This window comes from Microcoleus sp. N3A4 (genome assembly GCF_036701805.1).
Taxonomy (GTDB): Bacteria; Cyanobacteriota; Cyanobacteriia; order Cyanobacteriales; family Microcoleaceae; genus Microcoleus.
Genome location: NZ_JAUBRJ010000035.1, coordinates 16,594 through 38,405 on the forward strand (window position 1 = coordinate 16,594; position 21,812 = coordinate 38,405).

The following is a 21,812-nucleotide window of genomic DNA, read 5'->3' on the forward strand; positions in this document are numbered from 1 at the left end:
AAAGCCTTTATGTTGGAGTAGCGATATTTTCCTCTGTCTTGAGGTACAAGTCCGTTATTCTGCACACTATTTTAAGTTTTAACCAGGGCGGGCGATCGGCTGTTACCTTAACTTCGGCTGCTGCTGCTGAGTCCGATCGCCTTGAAAACGACTTGCCGCGCTTGTGGATCTGGTTTCTCGGTTCAGTCCAGGCCGAGCGATCGGTAACGCGCGATCGCCCGATCTTCCTTCTCAATAAGTTCTTCTCAGGCTGTTGTCAGAGCTTATTAAGATTAGTTATTGATTAGGTCTAGCATCAATGTCAACTTAAGCCTCCAGTCCGCTCTTTGACTTAAGTCCGAAGCTTATAGATCGAGTCCTCACAGGCCCTCGGGCCGGAGGGTCTCACAGGCCGGACTGGAGGTAGAACCTGTTTGTTGACATCAACGGCCGGCCCCCTAATCGGCCATCAGCCCTCCGGCGCCTTTTACTAATAAATGAAAATGATTATTGATAAATAAGTGAAAATTTTACTTGACATTGACACCACAGTTATTATATTTTGAGCGAGTTACTGCAAATTATTACTGATAAAGTGCTGGGTTGTTGACCGCCACCCTTACGAATTGCGTAGCAGCCCCCAAATATTACCGGTGTGTGGTTTGAAGATGAAACTGTATTTATCATTGGCGTGCGTTGCACTGCGGAGTATTGGTATCGCGCCTTCAGTGGCGGCTGAGGCTGCTAAAGGGGACTTAACAGCATCCGATCGATCGCGATCGCGATCGATCGCACATTCGGCGATCGAGATTCATCGTGAATCAGAGGAATTGCCTCAACAAGAGCCCGCGATCGCCACTGGGTTACAGCCAGAACTTCCCATTCAGGTGAACTCGTTGATTAAAAGTCAGAAGCTTGAAACAAAGCAAACTGCGGCAGACGACTCACGCCAACCCCATCCCGAGTTGACGCAAAATATTTCCAACAAGGACGATCGCTCTACCTCTATCCCCAATCCTCCACCAGTAGCTGCTGCGCGATCGATACCGACGACATCTATTCATAAAGTCAACGAAATAGAACAACCCAGCACCAATGCAGAGGGGTTATTGCCGCGCAAGCAACCAAGTTTTAGCTTCTCTTCAGGAGTGCAAATCTCTCAATCAGTCGTACAAGTAACAGGAGTCCGACTAAACTCAACTCCGACAGGTTTAGAAGTCATTTTAGAAACAGCTTCCGGGCAAGTGCTGGTTGCGAATACTAGGGCAGAAGGAAAAACCCTGATCGCTGAGATTGCCAATGCTCAATTAGCCCTACCAGGGGGTGGAGAATTTAATGCCGAGAATCCATTGGAGGGGATTAATTCAGTCACGGTGACTGCTGTTGATGGCAATAGTATCCGCATCGTGATTGCAGGGAAAGAAAATTTGCCAACAGCAGGTGTCGTCAAAAGCGATAGCGGTTTAGTTCTGAATGTCAGCACAAAAGAAATTCAAATTACCGTCACCGCCAGACAGCAAACTCCCTATCGAGCTCCGATTGCTTCGACTGCGACGAGAACCGACACGCCAACGAGAGACATTCCTCAGTCGATCCAAGTAGTTCCTCAAGAAGTGCTAGAAGATCAACAAGTCACCCGCTTAGATGAGGCACTCCGCAACGTTAGCGGTGTCACATTGGGCGGAGAGTCTACAGGGCGGGGTGGCAGCTTCGGCCTTCGGGGTTTTAACGATGCTCCTGTATTGCGAGATGGGTTTAGGCGGTACGGTACTTTTGAAAGTTTTCCAGAAGTCGCCAACCTCGATCGCGTTGAAGTTCTGAAAGGGCCAGCTTCAATTTTGTACGGAGAAATTCAGCCAGGGGGTTTAATTAACTTAGTATCCAAACAACCGTTATCAGAACCTTTCTACGAAGCCCAACTGCAACTTGGAAGCCGAAATTTTATAGAACCCCGCTTTGACATTTCCGGCCCTTTAACCTCAGATCGCAGCCTGCTTTACCGCCTGAACGGATTGTACCGAACAAGTGAGAATTTTTCGGACTACGACCAAAACGCTCAGCGGTTCTTTATTGCGCCGACGCTTGCTTGGAAAATAAGCGATCGCGCCGACTTGACAGTTTCTCTTGAATACACCGACGATCGGCGGGCTGCCGATCACGGACTGCCTGCTCTTGGCAATCGAGTTGTTGACGTTCCGCGCGATCGTGTTGCCGGCGAACCCGAGGATAGAGTAGACACTCAATACTTTAATGTTGGCTACAATTTCGAGTACCGTTTCAGTGACAACTGGAAGCTAAGAAATGCCTTTCGCTATTCATCCTACAACTTCGATTTCAATGTAGTCGCTCTGCCATTTTTCTTTGATGAAGAAACTGCTGAAGTTAATCGCTTCTTGGCTTCTCAAGACGGCCAAGATAAAAACTACGCCCTCCAAACAAACATCGTAGGTGAGTTTGCTACAGGTTCAGTCAAACACACCCTCATATTCGGTGCAGACATCAGCTACAACGATGAAAGAATTTTCGCAGTCGGTGATTTTATCACACCGCAAACCCTCAATATTTTCAATCCGGTTTACGGACAAATTCCCAGGCCTGATGAGGATACACTAGCTGGTTTTGGAGGAACTAGGGTAAAGACAAGCCGATATGGTTTCTACGTGCAAGATCAAATTTCAATCTTCGAGAGTTTAAAGCTACTAGCAGGTCTTCGCTATGACACCGCAGATCAAAAAAACCGAGAGCTTCCGGGTACTTCCAACCCAGATGCAAGCGAAACAACTCAAAATTACGATGATTTTACCCCCCGTCTAGGGATTGTTTATCAACCCATTCCAGAAGTTTCTCTTTATGCGAGTTATTCGCGCTCTTTTAATCCAGGTTCGGCAACAACAGCCGGGGGCGCTCTGATCGAACCCGAAACCGGAAAAGGCTACGAAGTCGGTGTCAAAGCTGAGTTGCTCGACAGAAGGCTGGCGGCTACAGTGGCATACTTTGACATTAAAAAACAGAACGTTGCTGTCACAGATCCGAATAATTCTTTATTCTCAATTGCCTCTGGGGAACAGCAAAGTCGCGGTGTTGAACTCGATATTTCGGGACAAATTTTGCCTGGTTGGAATATTATTGCAGCTTACGCCTATACGGACGCTGAAGTGACAGCAGATACAGACCGCGAGTTGGTGGGCAACAGATTGTTTAATGTTCCCAAACATAGCGGTAGTCTGTGGACAACTTATCAAATTCAAAGCGGCGAGTTGCAAGGTTTAGGTTTGGGACTTGGGTTCAGCTATGTGGGCGAGAGACAAGGGGATTTAGCTAACAGCTTTCAAGCGGATAGTTATTTCCTCCCCAATGCTGCTGTTTTTTATCAGCGCGATAATTGGCGAGCTGCCATCAATATCAAAAACCTGTTCAATGTCAACTACATTAAATCTGTCAGTGGTTCCCGCGGCTTAGGCAATCAGCCTGGTGAACCATTGACAGTAATTGCTTCATTTACCGTGCAGTTTTGATAGTTATTTTGCAACTTTGCAACGACTGGCTCGCGTTCTAAATTTTTCTACCAGGAGACTCCACCATGAAACGATTTCAACTTAATCTAATTCTCATTCTAACTGCGGTAATGGCGATCGCTTGTGAACCCGTATCAGATTCAGCACAAGTCAATCAACCTGATGCGAAACCAGCCTCAGAAAACATTGCAAGTCCTTCTGAAAAAACTGCGGATCAAGCGCCCCCCAAAATTACGCCTCCATCGCCTGTAGCCACTCAAGTTATCTCGATGAACGCTTATAAAGTCCCTTACTTAGGATTTAATGGCGTGTTTAATCTCAACACAGAACACCAGAACTCTGTCAAAGATCCGCGCAACCCCAAACGCATTGATGTCGAAAAAATGGAGAAATTCACCTTCTACGCAGATGCAGCCGGGAAAAAACCGCTCGCGCGCAACTGCCAGTATGTCTACATGGGTGCAACTGGCGATGCCAAGTATTACGCCGAATATAAAATGACTTGGGATTTATTTGAGTTGGTGAAACAAGAAAAGCAAGATCCAGGCTGCAATCAGTTCCAGTATCTTAGTTTCGTCCCGCCGCACGGTGCATCAAACGGCGAACCAATACATATGCACTTTCGGTATGCCAGTAAGCCATCTAGCTTTGCCACGCTTGTGAATATGACCAACGATCAAGAAGATGCGGCTAAATTCAGTCCTTGGTTTGCGACTTATTGCGGTGGCGGCAAAACAAAATGCGGTACAGGAGAGTGACATTAGCAGTAAGTGGGTTCTCTCTGTTGAGCAGTCTATTTCTGGTAAAAAAGAGTTCAAAACTCATGTTAACTTTAATCAGACTAGGAAAAAATCAATGCGACTGAGTGTAAAACCAGAAAATATCCTAGAAGCGATCGCGCTCCAAACCAGAAAAGAACTCTCGCCATTTTTATTAGCAATGCTCGGCATGGGAGTCAGTCAAGCTGTAGTAACTGCAGTGCGATTGGGAGTTTTTGATGCCTTGAAAGAGCATCCCAAAACTGCTGCTGAGCTAGCAAAATCCCTAAATTGCGATGCTCGCGGAATGCAAGTTTTGCTAGAAAGTCTAGACGGCTTTGGATTTGTAAACCGCCAAGGCGAGCGCTACAAACTTACTCAAGAATCAAAGTTTGCCAAGCTAAATCCGGCACCCAAACGATTGCTGGATGTGGCTGGTGGGCCTGCTGAATACAGCATTACTTTCTGCCAGCAGTATCCAGATTTAAAAGTAGATGTTCTGGATTTTCTTAATGCGATAAAAGCAGGTAAACTAAGAATTGAAGAGGCCGGGTTGAGTTCGCGCATTCGTTACATTGAAGGCAATTTACTAGAGACAGATTGGGACACCAATTATGATGTTGTTTTTCTCTCTAATATTCTGCATTGGCTGAAAGCTGAGCAGTGCGAAGTGACACTATCAAAGGCATTTCAAGCACTGCGATCGGGTGGCAGCGCGATCGTTAATGATATGTTTCGTCCAGGCGATCGCGACAAACTGAGTTCACCACTTAGTTTATTTTCTCTAATCTACTACGTCATCTGTGGCGGACGTATTTGGCCCCCGCCAACAATCTTAGAATGGTTGACCCAGATTGGGTTTGCCAACCTTCGTAGCTCCCAGCAACGGTTAGGTATCTTGGTGGCAGGATAAAAACCGTAATCCTGCAATAAGTTCCATGATTTCTGTTCAAGTTCATTTAGTCGTGTGTGAGGTTTAATTGTGAAACGTTTTAATTTAGTCCATTCTTTGTGTTTAGTTGGTACGATGTCATTCCTAGCAATAGGGCAGGCTAGCGCTTCGGAAACAGCCGAATTAGTAACAGCTTCATCGGAAATACCTAGGTCAGAAAATTCGGAAAGAGAAGCGAGCGAGTTAGAAGTTAAATCTCCTGTAGCCGGGGAAGAGAACCAACCAAATTCCAACTTGACTTCATTACTAGCAATAGGGCAGGTGAGAGCTTCGGAAACAGCCGAATTAGTAACACCTTCATCGGAAATACCGAGGTCAGAAAATTCGGAAATAGAAGCGAGCGAGTTAGAAGTTGAATCTCCTGCAGTCGGGGAAGAGAACCAACCAAATTCCAACTTGACCTTTGATACTTCAAATCCTATCGAGAGCGAAAGTTTTACTCTTAATAAATCGACTGTAAAAATACAGTCAATGGCAGGCAAGATGCCTGCCCCAGAAGAGTCTGTGGAGATGTCTAATATCTCACTAGCATCCGCACAGCCATTAGTACCAATAACAGAAATCGCGAAAGTCAACGAAATCCAGCAACCCAGCACCAGTGCAGAGGGGTTATTGCCGCGACAACCAAGTTTTAGCTTCTCTTCAGGAGTGCAAATCTCTCAATCAGTCGTACAAGTAACAGGAGTGCGACTAAACTCAACTCCAGAAGGTTTAGAAGTCATTTTAGAAACAGCTTCCGGGCAAGTGCTGCAAGCGAATACTAGGGCAGAAGGAAAAACCCTGATCGCTGAGATTGCCAATGCTCAATTAGCCCTACCAGGGGGTGGAGAATTTAATGCCGAGAATCCATTGGAGGGGATTAATTCAGTCACGGTGACTGCTGTTGATGGCAATAGTATCCGCATCGTGATTACAGGGAAAGAAAATTTGCCAACAGCAGGTGTCGTTAAAAGCGATAGCGGTTTAATTCTGAGTGTCAGCACAAAAGAAATTCAAATTACCGTCACCGCCAGACAGCAAACTCCCTATCGAGCTCCGATTGCTTCGACTGCGACGAGAACCGACACGCCAACGAGAGACATTCCTCAGTCGATCCAAGTTGTCCCTCAAGAAGTGATAGAAGATCAACAAGTGGTGCGACTCGAAGAAGCATTACGCAACGTTAGCGGTGTCACATTTGGCGGAGAAACAGCAGGTCGAAGTATCACATTTGGCCTTCGAGGTTTTAACGATGCTCCTGTATTGCGAGATGGGTTCGTGCGATACGGCGCGCAGTCTATTCCAGAAGTCGCCAACCTCGATCGCGTTGAAGTTCTGAAAGGGCCAGCTTCAATTTTGTACGGCGAGATTCAACCAGGCGGTTTAATTAACTTAGTATCCAAACAACCGCTGTCAGAACCTTTCTACGAAGCTGAACTGCAACTTGGAAACCAGAGTTTTATCCGACCCCGCTTTGACATTTCCGGCCCTTTAACCTCAGATGGCAGCCTGCTGTACCGCCTGAACGGAGCGTACCAAACAAGTGATAGTTATCGGGGCTTTACCCAAGACAACCAGCGGTTATCTATTGCGCCGACGCTGGCTTGGAAAATAAGCGATCGCGCCGACTTGACAGTTTCTCTAGAATACATCGATGATAAGCGGGCTGCTGATAATGGACTGCCTGTGATTGGTCGTCGGGTTGTTGACGTTCCGCGCGATCGTGTTGCTAGCGATCCCGATGATGCGATCGACACCCAAGACTTTAATGTTGGCTACAAATTCGAGTACCGTTTCAGTGACAACTGGAAGCTGAGAAATGCGTTTCGCTACGCATCCTACAGCTTCGATTTCAATGTAATCGGTCTTCAAGAACTTGGCTTTGATGAGGAAACTGGCACCACCGATCTCTTTTGGGCTTCTCAAGACTCCAAAGATAAAAACTACACCCTCCAAACAAACATCGTCGGCGATTTTGCTACAGGTTCAGTCCAACACACCCTCATATTTGGTGCAGACATCGCCTACAGCGATCAAAGAGTTGTCACAGTCGGTGATTTTGAAACACCGATCCCGGTAAATGTTTTCAATCCGGTTTACAGATCGGTTCCCAAACCAGATGAAGATACACTACCTCTTTTTAGCAAGACTAATGTAGAAACACATAGATATGGTTTCTACGTGCAAGATCAAATTGCAATCTTCGATAATTTAAAGCTACTAGCAGGTCTTCGCTATGACACCGCAGAGCAAAGAAACGACTCAGGTGAAGGAAGCGTTTCGACTCAAAATTACGATGATTTTACCCCCCGTCTAGGGATTGTTTATCAACCCATTCCAGAAGTTTCTCTTTATGCGAGTTATTCGCGCTCTTTTACTCCAGGTTCGGCAACAACAGCCGGGGGCGCTCTGATCGAACCCGAAACCGGAAAAGGCTACGAAGTCGGTGTCAAAGCTGAGTTGCTCGACAGAAGGCTGGCGGCTACAGTGGCATACTTTGACATTAAAAAACAAAACGTTGCTGTCAGAGATCCGAATAATTCTTTATTCTCAATTGCCTCTGGGGAACAGCAAAGTCGCGGTGTTGAACTCGATATTTCGGGACAAATTTTGCCTGGTTGGAATATTATTGCAGCTTACGCCTATACGGACGCTGAAGTTACAGCAGATACAGACCGCGATTTGGTGGGCAACAGATTGTTTAATGTTCCCAAACATAGCGGTAGTCTGTGGACAACTTATCAAATTCAAAGCGGCGAGTTGCAAGGTTTAGGTTTGGGACTTGGGTTCAGCTATGTGGGCGAGAGACAAGGGGATTTAGCTAACAGCTTTCAAGTGGATAGTTATTTCCTCCCCAATGCTGCTGTTTTTTATCAGCGCGATAATTGGCGAGCTGCCATCAATATCAAAAACCTGTTCAATGTCAACTACTTTAAATCTGTCAGTGGTGGCCGCGAGTCAGGCAATCAGCCTGGTGAACCATTGACAGTAATTGGTTCATTTACCGTGCAGTTTTGATAGTTATTTTGCGAGTTGGCAACAACTCGCTCGCGCTCTAATTTTTTTTACCGTGAGATATTCATGCAACGATTTCAACTCAAAACAATTCTAGCTGTAACTGGGGTAATGGCGATCGCTTGTCAATCCTCATCAAATCCACCTGAAGCAAATCAACCTGACGCGAAACCAGCCTCAGAAAACATTGCAAGTCCTTCTGAAAAGACTGCGGATCAAGCGCCCCCCAAAATTACACCTCGATCGCCTGTAGCCACTCAAGTTATCTCGATGAATGCTTATAAAGTCCCTTACTTAGGATTTAATGGCGTGTTTAATCTCAACACAGAACACCAGAACTCTGTCAAAGATCCGCGCAACCCCAAACGCATTGATGTCGAAAAAATGGAGAAATTCACCTTCTACGCAGATGCAGCCGGGAAAAAACCGCTCGCGCGCAACTGCCAGTATGTCTACATGGGTGCAACTGGCGATGCCAAGTATTACGCCGAATATAAAATGACTTGGGATTTATTTGAGTTGGTGAAACAAGAAAAGCAAGATCCAGGCTGCAATCAGTTCCAGTATCTCAGTTTCGTCCCGCCGCACGGTGCATCAAACGGCGAACCAATACATATGCACTTTCGGTATGCCAGTAAGCCATCTAGCTTTGCCACGCTTGTGAATATGACCAACGATCAAGAAGATGCGGCTAAATTCAGTCCTTGGTTTGCGACTTATTGCGGTGGCGGCAAAACAAAATGCGGTACAGGAGAGTGAGTGACGTGGTTTTTATGGTGCTACGGATGAAGGGATTGTTTCTCCAAGCCAGGCGGCGAATAACAGAACCGTTAATCGGACTGCGTTTATCGGTGAAACTCATGCCGATTACTACACGCGGCAAACCGATTTAATCGGCAATGTCGAAACAGGCAATATTCACCAAGAATTATTGTTCGGGGTGGAATTGCTGCGAAACACGAGCGCAACGGTGAGATTTTCTGTTACTCTGCCTGCGCTAGATTTGTTCAATCCTGTTTATGAAAGAGGTGAGATTCCATTCACGACTAGAAGCTCTGACGGCTATGACACTCAAATTTCAATCTGTGTTTGCGTCCAAGATTTAATCTCGATCGGAGGCCATGTAAAAATTTTACTGGGTGGACGTTTTGATTCGGTTGAGCAAACCCGCGATGACCGAGATGCCGAATTTACTGAATATCCCAGACCGGAGTTTAAGGGAAATCAGCCGAACAATGTGCCGCGACATAACGCCAGTTTATGGGTTAGTTATGAAATTAAAAGTCGAGATTTACAAGGCTTAGGATTCGGCGCCGGCGTGTTGTTTACTGGAGAGAGACAGGGAGACTTGGGGAATACTTTTGAGTTGCCCAGCGATCTACTAACGGATGCGGCATTTTTTTACCGCAACAACTGGCGATTCGCGCTAAATATCAAGAACTTGTTTGATGTGGACTCTTACGAATCTGCGCGCGACAAAAATGCAGTTTTTCCCGGCGCACCATTTACAGTTCAGCGAACAGTTTCCCTATAGTTTTTATGGCTAATTATCGCCGTTCAAAATCTCAAATTTAGTGTCATTAACCTACCGCTAAATACGGTTTTTATCTAAATAAGGAGTGGAAAATTATGAAAGTTCGCCAACCAATAGTAACAATACATGGTGCGATTGGGCTCGCAATCGGGCTATTACTAAGTATCATTGGTTTGACAGGTAGCGCCATTGTGTTTCACCAGGAACTCGATCGCGCAATTAACCCATCTTTAATGCGAGTTGTTCCCAAAGCAAAGCTATTATCCATTGATAAAATAGTCGCGCCAGTTCGAGCTGCTTATCCTGGCTTCCCTCTAGAGTCGATTCGCTTTCCTCAAACGTCGGATGGCAGCTATCAGGTAACAATAAAAGCCAAAAACGGGGAAAACCTAGATACATTTGTCAATCCCTACACGGGTAAGGTTTTAGGGGCGAGAAAATGGGAGCGATCGCTAGTGGGATTTATCTACAACTTGCACTACAACTTAGCTCTAGGTCAAGTTGGAGAAGTGATTGTCGGCGTGACGGGTTTGCTATTTTTACTAATCGTAATTACAGGGACAATGTTGTGGACTGGTTGGCGAAAATTGAAAAGCGGCTTTACAGTTCGCACAACGGCCCCACTACCGTTATTAAGTTACGACATCCATCAAGTCGGAGGCATTTTATCAAGTACATTTTTACTGATTATGGCTGCGACAGGTGCCACGCTTTCAGGCTTAGCCCTGCTATTTGCATTCAATCAACCTCCGCAAGTTGCAAAAGTATTACCTCCTGCCAAACAACCCGTAGCTTTAAGCCAACTGTTACGCAAAGCTGATGCAGCTATGCCGGATGGAAAAACGACTTATATAGTTTTTGACGAAGATCGACCTGAAAAAATTACGGTTAGTAAGCAACTTCCTCACGAGTCAACTCGATTTGCTTTGAGTAACGTAGAACTGAACCGATACAGTGGGAAAGTGTTGAAGGTCAATCGGGTTGTAGAACCGCCGCCTATGTTCAAGTTTATGATTGCGATCGGCACTCTTCATTTCGGTCTTTTAGGCGGAATTTATACTCGCATTCTCTATGTATTCATCGGCTTAATGCCCGCCGTTTTATTAATCACTGGTTTGGTGAATTGGAAACGCAGACGGTGGCTGATGGCAAGACGGGAATCTGCATCCCAATTGCTTGCCGATCAAACTCAGTCAAATCGGCTTTCTTAGGATAATATCAATTCCGGCTGCACCGGAATGATATAATTTATCCAGCTTGGCATTAATTTGTTTGCTTGGATTTTCACCTATTTAACGCTTGTGAGAGAAAGGGGTCAACAATCCAATACATAAAATTAAACATTCAATAATCTTAAAGCCCGATCGCCCTCACCGATCCGTCTCAAGCAATTTTCACTTTCCTCAACAGAGAATTTCCCAACAGTTTACTAGCATCGTTTGCTGATAGCGCCGAGCTAAAATAGTCACCCTGAATTTCTTGACAGTGGAGTTCGCGCAAACACTCCAACTGCTCTTGAGTTTCTACTCCTTCGGCTACTACGGTCAATTTCAAGTCTCGCCCCAGCGTCGCTACAGCATTGGCGATCGCCCGTTCGCACGGATCTGTCGTCAGTTCGCTGACAAAGGACTTGTCAATTTTTAAGATATTCAATGGAAACTTTTTGAGATAATTTAGAGAACAATAACCCGTGCCAAAACCGTCCAGCGCAATCTGCACTCCCATATTCTGCAACTCCCTCAGAACTTTTGTGGTATAATCCACATCTTGCATGGCTGTAGTCTCGGTAATTTCTAACTCTAAATACTGGGGTGCTAAACCAGTTTTTTCCAAGCAGTTGGCCACCATTTGTACTAAATTAAATTGCTGGAACTGGCGAGCCGAAAAGTGGACGGCTACCCGCAAATCTGGTTGCAAAGCATCCTGCCAAGCTTTATTCTGAGTGCAGGCAGTTTCTAGCACCCATTCGCCAATAGGTACAATTAGTCCGTTCTCTTCGGCGATCGGAATAAATGTAGCGGGATCAACTAAACCTAATTCGGGATGTTGCCAGCGCAGCAGAGCTTCCATACCCTGGATTTGCCAAGTAGTGATATTGACTTTGGGCTGGTAGAAAACCTCAAATTCTCCCTGTTCTAGAGCCTCGTGCAGCCTGTTTTCTAGAGTCAGCAAGTGGCTGCCTTGGGGATTAATTGTTGAAGTATATAACTGATAGTTATTTCTTCCCATTTCTTTAGCACGATACAAGGCGACATCTGAATTTTTGACTAAAGTTTCGGCATCTTCGCCGTCGTTTGGATAAAGGGCAATGCCGATGCTGCTGCTGACATGAAACGGCTGTCCTTCTAGTTTAAATGCTGGCTTTAAATTGTCGAGTATTCTTTGAGCTGTTTTAACTGCATCTTCTAAGCAATTGATGTCGGGAAGCAGTACGGTAAATTCGTCGCCTCCCCAGCGGGCTACTGTATCAGTCGATCGCAAAGTGTCGCTGATGCGTCCGGCAAAACCTTCTAACAGGCGATCGCCCGCAGCGTGACCTAGTGTATCATTAATCTTTTTGAATCTGTCCAAGTCTAAAAACATCACAGCTAGCATTTTTTTTGTTATTTTAGCTTTTTTTAATGACGCCTGCAGTTGCTCGTTAAAAAGTATCCGGTTCGGTAAACCTGTGAGTTGGTCGTAAACAGCTTGATAGCGGATAATTTCTTCAGCTTGCTTGCGCTGGGTGATGTCCATCATCGTGCCGATCGCCCTTACTGCTTTGCCACTTTCATCGCGGATGATGTATCCGCGATCGAGTACAAAAACATATCCCCCGCTTGCACGGTGAAAGCTGTATTCCTCCGACCAACATTGAGCATCTGAGTTCATTGTTTCCTTGAAGCTTAACATCACTCTTTCCCGTTCTTCGGGATGAATATTTAGCCACCAGGATTCTAATTCTATCGTCTGAGTTTCGTTGAGTTTGTATCCAAAAACTTTTTCAAACTCTTTACTCAACCAATACTCATTTTTTAACAAATCAAAATCCCAGACAGCATCATTTGTCGCCCGCGTCAGCAGGTGAAAGCGTTCTTCGCTTTTGCGAAGTTTTTCTTCGGATTGCACGCGCTCGGTTACATCCCGAAAGCTGAATACTCGACCAGTAATTTTGCCTCCTGTGCGCTGCGGTAGCGAGTAGCGTTCCAAGATTCTGCCATCTTTAAACTCGATGATATCGACACTTTCTGCTGCCGGGCGATCGGACAATTCTTGAGCGCGGTTGAGAAATATTTCCGGGTATTTTAACTGGTTGATTCCGAACCCCAAAATTTGGTTGTTATCTCTCGAATCGAGCAGAAACTCCGGCAACTGCCACATTTGGGCAAACTTGCGGTTAAAGCTGACAACTTTTCCTGCACAGTCTACAGCCAGAATCCCATCAGCAGTAGATTCAATGGTTGCTTGAAGCAACGACAAAGATGTTTCTAGTTCTAACTCCGCTAATTTGCGATCGCTGATGTCAAACGCTGTGACTAATATTGACGGTTTTCTCTCAAATTTGATAATATCGATAGTTGCTTCAATCCAGCGTGTTTCTCCGGTTTTCGTGATAATTCTCAGTTCATATTTTGAACTGGCACTTGAGCGCGGCTGGCTGGATTTACCCCATTTTTTAACTGTTTCTCGAAAATCTTGATGTATTAAATCGTATAAATCCAACGCTAGCAATTCTTCGCGAGTATATCCAGTCAAAACTTCTGTCTGAGAATTGACATAGTGCAACTGTCTGCGGTGATAGATCAATGCTGCTGCATTAACAGTTTCTACCAGTTGCCGAAACTTTTTTTCACTGCGCCGCAAATCTCTTTCAGCCCGCTTGCTCTCAGTAATATCTTGTGCTATATACAACTTGCCGTTGACCTCGCCTTTGCTGTCGCGAATAGTTGAAATAGAAAGCAGTACAAATATTTTTTTTCCCTGTTTGGAAAGGTAGATTTTTTCGACGTTGCGGACTGAACTTTCGGCTGTTAAATTTGCTAATTCTAACCCGGGCGCAGGTGATTCATTTTTCTTAAAAATTCCGGCTATTGGTTTGCCTAACAACTCTTTTTTAGAGTATCCTAAAAGTTGAGAGGTAGCTTGGTTTAACGACAGGATATGACCGCGCGGGGTGGTGGCAATTATCGAGACGTTCATGTCCTCGCAAATATCGAGGGCATATTCGGCAATTTGCTGCAAATCTTGGGTCATTTTGGCAATAGTATCCCGGATATCCTGTTCTTTTGGATGCAACACTGTTTCTGCTTCTGGTAGCTTGTCTTTCGTTGTTGCAGGCTTCGGTTTGATTAACCCGATCGCCTTGGATAAGCTATTTACTGTATTTCTCCTGATTAATAAGGAGATTGCTACAGAAATAACAGCCAGATAAGAACAGATTATTTTTAACCTAAAACTACGATCCTTTCCAGATTTTTCCAGAAATTGTATAAAATTGTTGCTGGGTAAATTTATTGGTTCTCTTTGGGAGAATTTATCCAAAAATAAGTCGGCGCTTGCAGAAGTAGGAGTACCAGATGCCGATCGCAAATAGCTAAGTTTCTGAGGCGCCACTAGAATTGCTTCTACAGCACGATTACCGTCTCCATCTCCTACAGTTGCCGGCAATCTTTTTGCATTAATGCAACATTCCACACCAAAAATAGCAGCAGTTAAATATCCCAGCATTAATTGATATATCATTTTCATTGGGTTTTGTTCGTACTTTTAAATAAATCCTCTATCGCGTCAAAAACGTGAAAAAAATAAAAATAATTTGAGGTGCGATAAAAACAACATAATATCACACCTTAATTTATGTTGATTTTGTCAATTCAATTTCCACAAATTCAGAATTTTTCCCCGCAATTAATTATAATTTAAATCTTAATTTAAAATCTGTCATCAGCCATTGTGCCACAAATTATCAGCCATTATGCCTAGACACGGCTGGGAGCGCGCTAAAATTAGATAGTTCCCGCAAGGAGGCGGCCGGGATTTGTTAGAAAAATAAACAATTAGCTTAAAATCGATGCAGAGGTCCACTAATTGAACCCATGAGTCAGACCATCCCAGAAGTCCAAAAAGAAGTCCGCGCGCTGGAAGCAGAAGTTGCCACCCTGCAAGAGTCGCGGGAAAAACTTTGCGTACAGCGCTCCGAGTGCCGAGTGGCAGTTAGTTTTCCCAAGAATAATACTCCTGAAGCCATTGCCGAATTCCACCAGCAAAATGCTGCTTTTGGGGAGCAGTGGTTGCAGCAAATCCAGGAAATTGACCGAGAGACTAAAATTATTGAAAAGCTACTGCAACAAAAACAGGCTGTACTCAATTACAAACAAGATGAACTAGACAAATTGCTGGCCGGACAGCACTGGCAAGAAGTAGAAAACCACGTTCAAACCGGGGAAAAACGCTTGCAAGCACAAGCTCGCAGAATCAATCAAGCAGCAGCGCAGCTAGAGGCAGAAATCCAAGCTTTAAAAGCACTGTACGATCAACTAAATCCCTGTTATTCCGAGTGGTTTCAACAACCAACTCAAATAGTTGAATTTTCGGCAAAAACTATTCCTTATGCTTTTCCCAGCAGCAGCGGGTTGATATTGGAAAATAAGGAGATTGAGTGGGAAAGAAAGTAGTTTTTACTTTGGATGCTTAAAGGTGAATTAGTAATGGTGAATGTCGCCGTCGAAGGCTCTAATAAACAAGACACATTTGACTGCGACATTCAAATATTTTTACCTGCTTTTTTAGGAAATCAAAAATCAAAAACTGATTTTGCTGCAGCTAATATTAAGAGTTTTGAGTTTCATTTTTTGAAACTGGTTTATTTTTAACTCTGATGTCAATGTAATATCGTTTCTGGTTGCACTCCTCCGGAATTGTTGACTGTTGACTGTTTGGACATTTGAACAATACCGATGCAACCGGAAACAATGTAAAATCTAAAATCTAACAGTCTAAAATCTCAAATAGACTTACTGATGAAACAATTGATTTGGATAGCGCTATTTATTGTGGTTGCGGTGGCGGCTGCGGGTTGGGGTTCTGACTCGTGGCAGCGGTTGTCGCCTGTACCCGAAGTTGCGATCGATCGCAATATCCACAGTTCCCAAAACTCGTCTCCCTCACCGCTTCCTGCTGAAAAAGATGCAGTCGATCGGCCCCAAATTGACCAGTCCCGGTTGTGGAAGCACGTCGAAACTTTAGCAGGAGAACGTGAGGGAGAACGATCTCGCTCTTTTACTAGAGACTACATTTCTCAACAACTGCAAACAGTAGGATTTTCCCCAGATTTGCAGTCGTTCGATGGAGGAATCAACGTCTTCGCCGAGAGAAAAGGTACTGACTCAAATGCCGGTGCAATTTTAGTCGCAGCACACTACGATACCGTCCCCAAATCGCCCGGGGCTGACGACAATGCGACGGGAGTTGCTGTAGTTTTAGAAGTAGCAAGATTGCTGGGTTCTCGTGCCACGCCTCGGACATTGCAAGTAGCATTTTTCGACAGGGAAGAGATCGGACTTTTAGGCAGTTTAGCATTTACTGGTAGCGCGGCGCGGTTAAAAAATTTGCAGGGTGCGATCGTCCTGGATATGGTAGGTTATGCCTGCCACACGCCCGGATGCCAGCAATATCCCGAAGGATTGACAGCGCAACCTTTTCTAGAAGCATCGGGGGTAACATCTCCCGATAAAGGCGAGTTTATCGCTGTGATTGGGGATGCGGAACATCCGCTGCTGTTGAAAAGTTTTTCGGAGTCTGGAAAAGCCGATTTACCTGCGGTGGTGGCGCTGCCGGTTCCCCTCAAAGGGTTGCTGACTCCCGATGTTTTGCGGAGCGACCACGCGCCTTTCTGGTATAAAGGAATTGGTGCTGTGTTGGTGACGGATACTGCAAATTTGCGATCGCCCCACTATCACCAATCTAGCGATACATTAGCAACTATCGATCGACCTTTTTTCGCCGGTTCTGCTCAAATTGTTGTTAATGCCGTGGCTAAATTATTGGAAATTCAGTAATGGGAAATTGGGAATTGAGCATGGGGTATTGGGAATTGGGGATGGGGCATCGCGCATCGGGCATTGGGCATGATGACTGTTATTGATACTGCCAACTGCCAACTGCCAACTAATGACTAATAACTAATGACTAATGACTAATAACTAATGACTAATGACTAAAAAAGAAAGCCTGCGACGGCATTTACTGCAACTAGACAATCGAGGCTACAAAGCCTACAAAGACATTCAAGGTAACTACGACTTTTCTGAATTCACATTAATTATTGATTACGTGCAGGGAGATCCGTTTGCTTCTCCCAGTAAATTTAGAGTCAGAGTTCCGCCAAACATTGCTCAAATTCCTGGCGAACTTTTCAATTCTCGCAGTCGAGAAATAGCCTTGCGAGATTACCTAATTCGCCAGTTTGACAAAGCAGCACACAGCATCAGCAGCAAACGCGGGACTGGGAAAAGTGGTATGATTGCAGTGACTCGCTTCGGACAAGAAGTTTTAGAACGAACTTCCGCATTTATCATTTCCTCAACTACATCCGATCTTGAAGATTTAGGAGGAGTTGAACTGCGATTTGCCGTCGGACTTCCAGCGAGTGGACGCAGTATTTTAGGGCGACAAGCTGCTGAAATGCTGTGCGAAGATATCCCGCAAATTGTCAGCAAATCTCTGAAGTATGCTAACTTAAATGCTGCTGAATGTCGCCGTCACGTTGAAACTGTAGAAGATGCTGACTGGCTGCGGGAACAGTTAGCTGAAAAAGGATTAGTTGCATTCGTGGCTGACGGTTCTATTTTGCCCCGCCGCAGTGGTGTTGACAACAGCCCTTTGTTAAATAATGCTGTGGCTTTTCAGTCGCCGCCGCCGTTAAAAGTTGACTTTAATTGTCCGAATCGCGGTTTGATTTCCGGTATGGGTATTCCCGCTGGCATTACTTTGATTGTGGGCGGCGGCTATCACGGCAAATCAACTTTACTCAGGGCGATTGAGTTGGGAGTTTACAACCGAATTCCGGGAGATGGTAGGGAATTTGCGGTGACAAGTCCGGCGGCGGTTAAAATTAGGGCGGAAGATGGGAGAAGTGTTGCAGGAGTTGATATTTCGCCTTTTATTAACCACTTGCCACAAGGTAGAGATACTTCACAATTTTATACGGAAAATGCGAGTGGCAGTACGTCGCAAGCTGCTAATATTATTGAAGCTTTGGAAGTGGGGAGAATGCCTGTTTTATTGGTGGATGAGGATACGGCGGCGACGAATTTCATGATTCGCGATCGCCGAATGCAGGAACTCATCGCTAAGGATAAGGAACCGATTACGCCCTTCATTGATAAAGTTAAACAGTTGTATGCAGATTGTGGCGTATCAACTGTTTTAGTCATGGGGGGAAGCGGTGATTATTTTGATGTGGCGGATACTGTGATTGCAATGGATAATTTTCAAGCATATAATGTGACGGAAAAAGCTAAAAAAATTGCTATAAATTACTCGATTAGCCGCGCTGCTGAAGGGGGAGAAAATTTTGGTGAGATTGCTCAAAGAGTGCCGATTCCTGCTAGTTTAGATCCGAGTCGGGGACGGCGAGATGTGCGGGTGAAGGTGCGGGATGTTGATGAATTGGCTTTCGGAACTGAGGATATTGATTTGGGTGCTGTCGAGCAAATTGTGGACAGCGGACAGTTAAGGGCGATCGCCGCGGCAATGGTTTATGCTAAGCAGCAATACATGGATGGAAAACGCACTTTATCGGAAATCATAGATTTGGTGATGGCAGATATTGACGCGCAGGGTATGGATATTTTATCGCCTTTTCCTGAAGGGGATTTTGCGATGTTTCGACGGTTTGAATTAGCGGCCGCAATTAATCGGCTTCGCAGTTTGTCCGTTGTTGCTAAGTAGACTTGCTTAATATAAGTCAATACGGTTCAGTTAAGGAAAATTGTAGCTAAAATGTTGGGTTTCGTTCCTCAACCCAACCTACGCACTTGCTTAATATAAGTGTATTGTTGTCCGCCTTTTGATATGCTGAAAAAGTGAGTGCAAAAACCGCGATTGAACTATGACAGGCAATATAGGACAAGCGACTGCTTTAAGCGATCGACCTTATTTAGTATTAAGCAATCAAGGGCAGGTTTTACAGTTAGAGTTAAAACAGCAGCAGCACGTATTGGGGCGCGATCGCACTCGTGCTGATTTAGTCATTCCCGACCCCTGGCGGGCAGTTTCCGGCGTTCACGGTGTTTTGCGCCAAATTGGGGATAATTACTGGATTTACGACGGTGACGGGCAGCGACCGAGCACTAATGGCTTATTTGTCGATCGCACTCGCATCACTCCCAATGACGGTTATTGTCTGAAAGACGGTACAGAAATTAAAATCGGTCTCGATCCTCAAAATCAAGTTTTGCTGACTTATTTTAATCCGCTGGCGAATCAAGTTGCTGTCCCTAGCAAGCAGTCAATTCTTCTTAAGAATCGGTCGGTTTTGTTGGGCCGCGATCCAAACGCTTCGCTGCAATTAGATGCGCCGCTTGTTTCTAGACGCCACGCCACAATTGACCAAGACAGTCGCGGTAATTATATTTTGCAAGACCACAGCGTTAATGGGGTTTTTGTGAACGGTCAGCGAGTCACAAATTCCGTACAATTGTCCGAGGGAGATGCAATTCGGATCGGCCCGTTTACTCTAACTTACCGCAGCGGTGAGTTGGAGATGCAAGACTCGGGCCATCAAATTCGTTTGGATGCTGACAGTCTGGTGATTCCGAAGCGTTTGGATGGGATAAAATTAGCGATCGAACCGGGGCAGTTTGTGGCTTTAGTCGGCGGTAGCGGTGCTGGCAAATCTACTTTAATGCGGACGCTTTTAGGCATTGAAAAAACTACTAACGGCGCTGTGTTTCTCAACGGCGACAACCTGCGCCAAAACTTCAATATTTACCGCAATCAAATCGGTTACGTACCTCAAGATGATATTGTACACGCAGATTTGACAGTAGAAGAAGTCTTGAGTTATGCAGCTAAATTGCGATTACCTCCCGATACAGATGTCAATCAGGTAGTCGCAAAAACTTTAGAAGATATTGAAATGACTCACCGCCGCAAGGCTTTAGTAAAACAGCTTAGCGGCGGACAGCGAAAGCGAGTCAGTATCGGAGTTGAACTGTTAGCAGATCCAAAACTTTTCTTTTTAGACGAACCGACTTCAGGACTCGATCCGGGTTTGGATAAGAAGATGATGCAACTGCTGCGAAAGTTGGCAAATCAAGGCCGGACGGTGATTCTGGTGACTCACGCGACGGCAAATATCACGATGTGCGATCGGATCGTTTTTATGGGTCGCGGCGGACGCCTCTGTTACTTCGGCCCGCCTGCGGAAGCGCTCGATTTTTTCGATGTCAAAACCGCCGATTTTGCAGACATTTACAACGAATTAGAAACAGGAGAAACCAACGTTTTAATCTGGGCGGAAAAGTTTAAACAATCTCCCTACTATCAGCGCTATATTGTCAACCACTTCAGCACAGGTAACGCTATTGCAAAAACACCTTCAGCACCTTCTGTGCCAAAATCTCAATCTTTTGTAAAACAACTCGTTTTGCTTGCCCTGCGCTATTTTCAGCTAATTTCCCGCGACTTAGTTAACTTGAGTTTAGCTCTTTTAACAGCGCCGATCGGCATTAGTTTGCTGCGACTGGCCGTCAGAGATAAAGACCCGTTAATTGGTGCGCCGGAGGCAACTTTAGCACCTTTGGCGTTGCGAGTTTTGTTTGTATTCACCTGTGCGGCTATTTGGGTAGGACTGGCAACTTCTCTGCAAGAAATTGTTAAAGAATCTCCTATTTATTTGCGCGAACGTTTGGTAAATTTAGGATTGTTTGCTTATTTGGGTTCAAAGTTTTTCATACTTTCCGGTTTGGCAGTATTGCAAACGCTGTTAATGGTAGGAGTTATTCTGATTTCTTTTAAATCCCCCGAACCAAGTTTTATTTCCTGGCCTGTGGGAGTAAGCATTACGACTTTTCTAACTTTGCTGAGTTGTGTCAGTCTCGGATTAGTCGTTTCTGCGATCGTCAAAAATGGCTCTCAAGCTAATAGCGCTTTGCCTCTATTATTGCTGCCTCAGATTATTTTTTCTGGAGTTTTGTTTAAGATGGAAGGTGCGGCGAGCAAGTTTTCTTGGCTGATGTTAAGCCGCTGGTCTGTGGGTGCTTACGGCTCTTTAGTTAATGTGAATGCGATGGTTCCGGCACCTACTACATTACCGGACGGGAGTACGCTTCCTCAGCCGTTTGAGCCTACTCCGGTTTACGATCCAACATGGGAAAATTTGGGTTTGAACTGGGGTATTTTGTGCGTGCATATTTTTGTTTATTTGGTGTTGACTCTGTGGTTGCAGAAGCGGAAAGATATTTTATGAATTACTGGCTGATGAAGTCGGAACCGGATGTTTACAGTATTGCGGACTTGAAGGGCGATCGCACTTGTACTTGGGACGGCGTTCGCAACTATCAAGCTCGCAATTTTCTGCGAGAAATGATTCGGGGAGATTTAGTATTTTTTTACCATTCTAATACTAAAATTCCCGGAATTGTCGGGTTAGTGCGCGTCGTGGAAACTGGGATTGCTGACCCGACTCAGTTCGATATGAATAGCGAATATTACGATCCTAAATCGCAGTTTGATTCACCTCGCTGGCAAACTGTGAGAGTTGAGTTTGTTGAGGAATTTGCTAAATTAATATCTTTGGATATACTGAAACAAAAGTTTAGTGCTGATGAGATTTGGGTGGTGAGGAAAGGCACTCGGTTATCGGTGATGCCGATATCTGAAAGTGCAGCCCAGAAGATTTTGAATATGAGAGAATCTAATAATTAAACCGCAGAGAACGCAGAGAGCACAGAGTCAAAAAAGAGAGAGATGAACAATTCCGATGCCAACAGATTTGATATTATATCAATTTCGGTTGCACCGGAATGATAATAACGGAGGACACGGCAATGCCGTTTCCCTACCCCAAAATAATCGATTATGCTCGCGAGGAGGAC

15 protein-coding genes are annotated in these 21,812 nt (G+C 45.0%); 13 read left to right on the forward strand and 2 right to left on the reverse strand.

From position 1 onward, the window contains the following. Nucleotides 1-7 precede the first annotated feature (7 nt). The gene (locus tag QUA56_RS20225; protein ID WP_333360813.1) at nucleotides 8-235 is read right to left on the reverse strand and encodes a hypothetical protein; all 228 of its coding nucleotides are present in this window, start codon (nucleotides 233-235) and stop codon (nucleotides 8-10) included. Between the two features lie 412 nt (nucleotides 236-647). Here QUA56_RS20225 and QUA56_RS20230 point away from each other — a divergent pair, with 412 nt between their 5' ends. From QUA56_RS20230 to QUA56_RS20260, 7 genes are all read left to right on the forward strand, one after another. Further along, the gene (locus QUA56_RS20230; RefSeq protein WP_333360815.1) at nucleotides 648-3,494 is read left to right on the forward strand and encodes a TonB-dependent receptor; all 2,847 of its coding nucleotides are present in this window, start codon (nucleotides 648-650) and stop codon (nucleotides 3,492-3,494) included. A gap of 65 nt (nucleotides 3,495-3,559) precedes the next feature. Beyond that, on the forward strand, nucleotides 3,560-4,252 hold the full coding sequence (locus tag QUA56_RS20235) for a hypothetical protein (protein ID WP_333360816.1): 693 nt from the start codon (nucleotides 3,560-3,562) through the stop codon (nucleotides 4,250-4,252). Between the two features lie 97 nt (nucleotides 4,253-4,349). Next, complete coding sequence (locus QUA56_RS20240; RefSeq protein ID WP_333360818.1) at nucleotides 4,350-5,165, forward strand: class I SAM-dependent methyltransferase; 816 nt, start codon at nucleotides 4,350-4,352, stop codon at nucleotides 5,163-5,165. A 69-nt stretch (nucleotides 5,166-5,234) separates the two neighbouring features. After that, nucleotides 5,235-8,201 (forward strand): TonB-dependent siderophore receptor, encoded by a 2,967-nt coding sequence (locus QUA56_RS20245; RefSeq protein ID WP_333360820.1) that lies wholly within the window; start codon nucleotides 5,235-5,237, stop codon nucleotides 8,199-8,201. 63 nt (nucleotides 8,202-8,264) lie between these two features. Next, nucleotides 8,265-8,957 (forward strand): hypothetical protein, encoded by a 693-nt coding sequence (locus tag QUA56_RS20250; protein ID WP_333360822.1) that lies wholly within the window; start codon nucleotides 8,265-8,267, stop codon nucleotides 8,955-8,957. Nucleotides 8,958-8,991: 34 nt separating this feature from the next. Then, on the forward strand, nucleotides 8,992-9,732 hold the full coding sequence (locus QUA56_RS20255; protein ID WP_333360891.1) for a TonB-dependent receptor domain-containing protein: 741 nt from the start codon (nucleotides 8,992-8,994) through the stop codon (nucleotides 9,730-9,732). 95 nt (nucleotides 9,733-9,827) lie between these two features. Beyond that, nucleotides 9,828-10,943, forward strand: coding sequence for a PepSY-associated TM helix domain-containing protein (locus tag QUA56_RS20260; protein WP_333360824.1), 1,116 nt, complete (start codon nucleotides 9,828-9,830; stop codon nucleotides 10,941-10,943). A gap of 172 nt (nucleotides 10,944-11,115) precedes the next feature. On the opposite strand, the gene QUA56_RS20265 is transcribed toward QUA56_RS20260, so the two are convergent. Further along, nucleotides 11,116-14,460, reverse strand: coding sequence for an EAL domain-containing protein (locus tag QUA56_RS20265; protein ID WP_333360825.1), 3,345 nt, complete (start codon nucleotides 14,458-14,460; stop codon nucleotides 11,116-11,118). Nucleotides 14,461-14,807: 347 nt separating this feature from the next. Between QUA56_RS20265 and QUA56_RS20270 the strand changes: the two genes are divergently transcribed. The 6 genes from QUA56_RS20270 to QUA56_RS20295 all read left to right on the forward strand — a co-directional run bounded on the left by QUA56_RS20270 (nucleotide 14,808) and on the right by QUA56_RS20295 (nucleotide 21,642). Beyond that, nucleotides 14,808-15,386 carry a hypothetical protein gene (locus tag QUA56_RS20270; protein ID WP_333360827.1) on the forward strand — a complete coding sequence of 193 codons (579 nt, stop codon included), beginning with the start codon at nucleotides 14,808-14,810 and terminating at the stop codon, nucleotides 15,384-15,386. Between the two features lie 12 nt (nucleotides 15,387-15,398). Continuing rightward, nucleotides 15,399-15,584: a hypothetical protein gene (locus QUA56_RS20275; RefSeq protein ID WP_333360829.1), complete on the forward strand. Its 186-nt coding sequence runs from the start codon at nucleotides 15,399-15,401 to the stop codon at nucleotides 15,582-15,584. 147 nt (nucleotides 15,585-15,731) lie between these two features. Next, on the forward strand, nucleotides 15,732-16,769 hold the full coding sequence (locus tag QUA56_RS20280) for a M20/M25/M40 family metallo-hydrolase (protein ID WP_333360831.1): 1,038 nt from the start codon (nucleotides 15,732-15,734) through the stop codon (nucleotides 16,767-16,769). Nucleotides 16,770-16,923: 154 nt separating this feature from the next. Then, nucleotides 16,924-18,663 carry an ABC-ATPase domain-containing protein gene (locus QUA56_RS20285; protein WP_333360833.1) on the forward strand — a complete coding sequence of 580 codons (1,740 nt, stop codon included), beginning with the start codon at nucleotides 16,924-16,926 and terminating at the stop codon, nucleotides 18,661-18,663. Nucleotides 18,664-18,823: 160 nt separating this feature from the next. Continuing rightward, the gene (locus QUA56_RS20290) at nucleotides 18,824-21,184 is read left to right on the forward strand and encodes an FHA domain-containing protein (RefSeq protein ID WP_333360835.1); all 2,361 of its coding nucleotides are present in this window, start codon (nucleotides 18,824-18,826) and stop codon (nucleotides 21,182-21,184) included. Next, entirely contained in the window at nucleotides 21,181-21,642 is a 462-nt protein-coding gene (locus QUA56_RS20295) for an EVE domain-containing protein (protein ID WP_333360837.1), read from the forward strand. The genes QUA56_RS20290 and QUA56_RS20295 overlap by 4 nt, the downstream gene beginning before the upstream one ends. Nucleotides 21,643-21,812 lie beyond the last annotated feature (170 nt).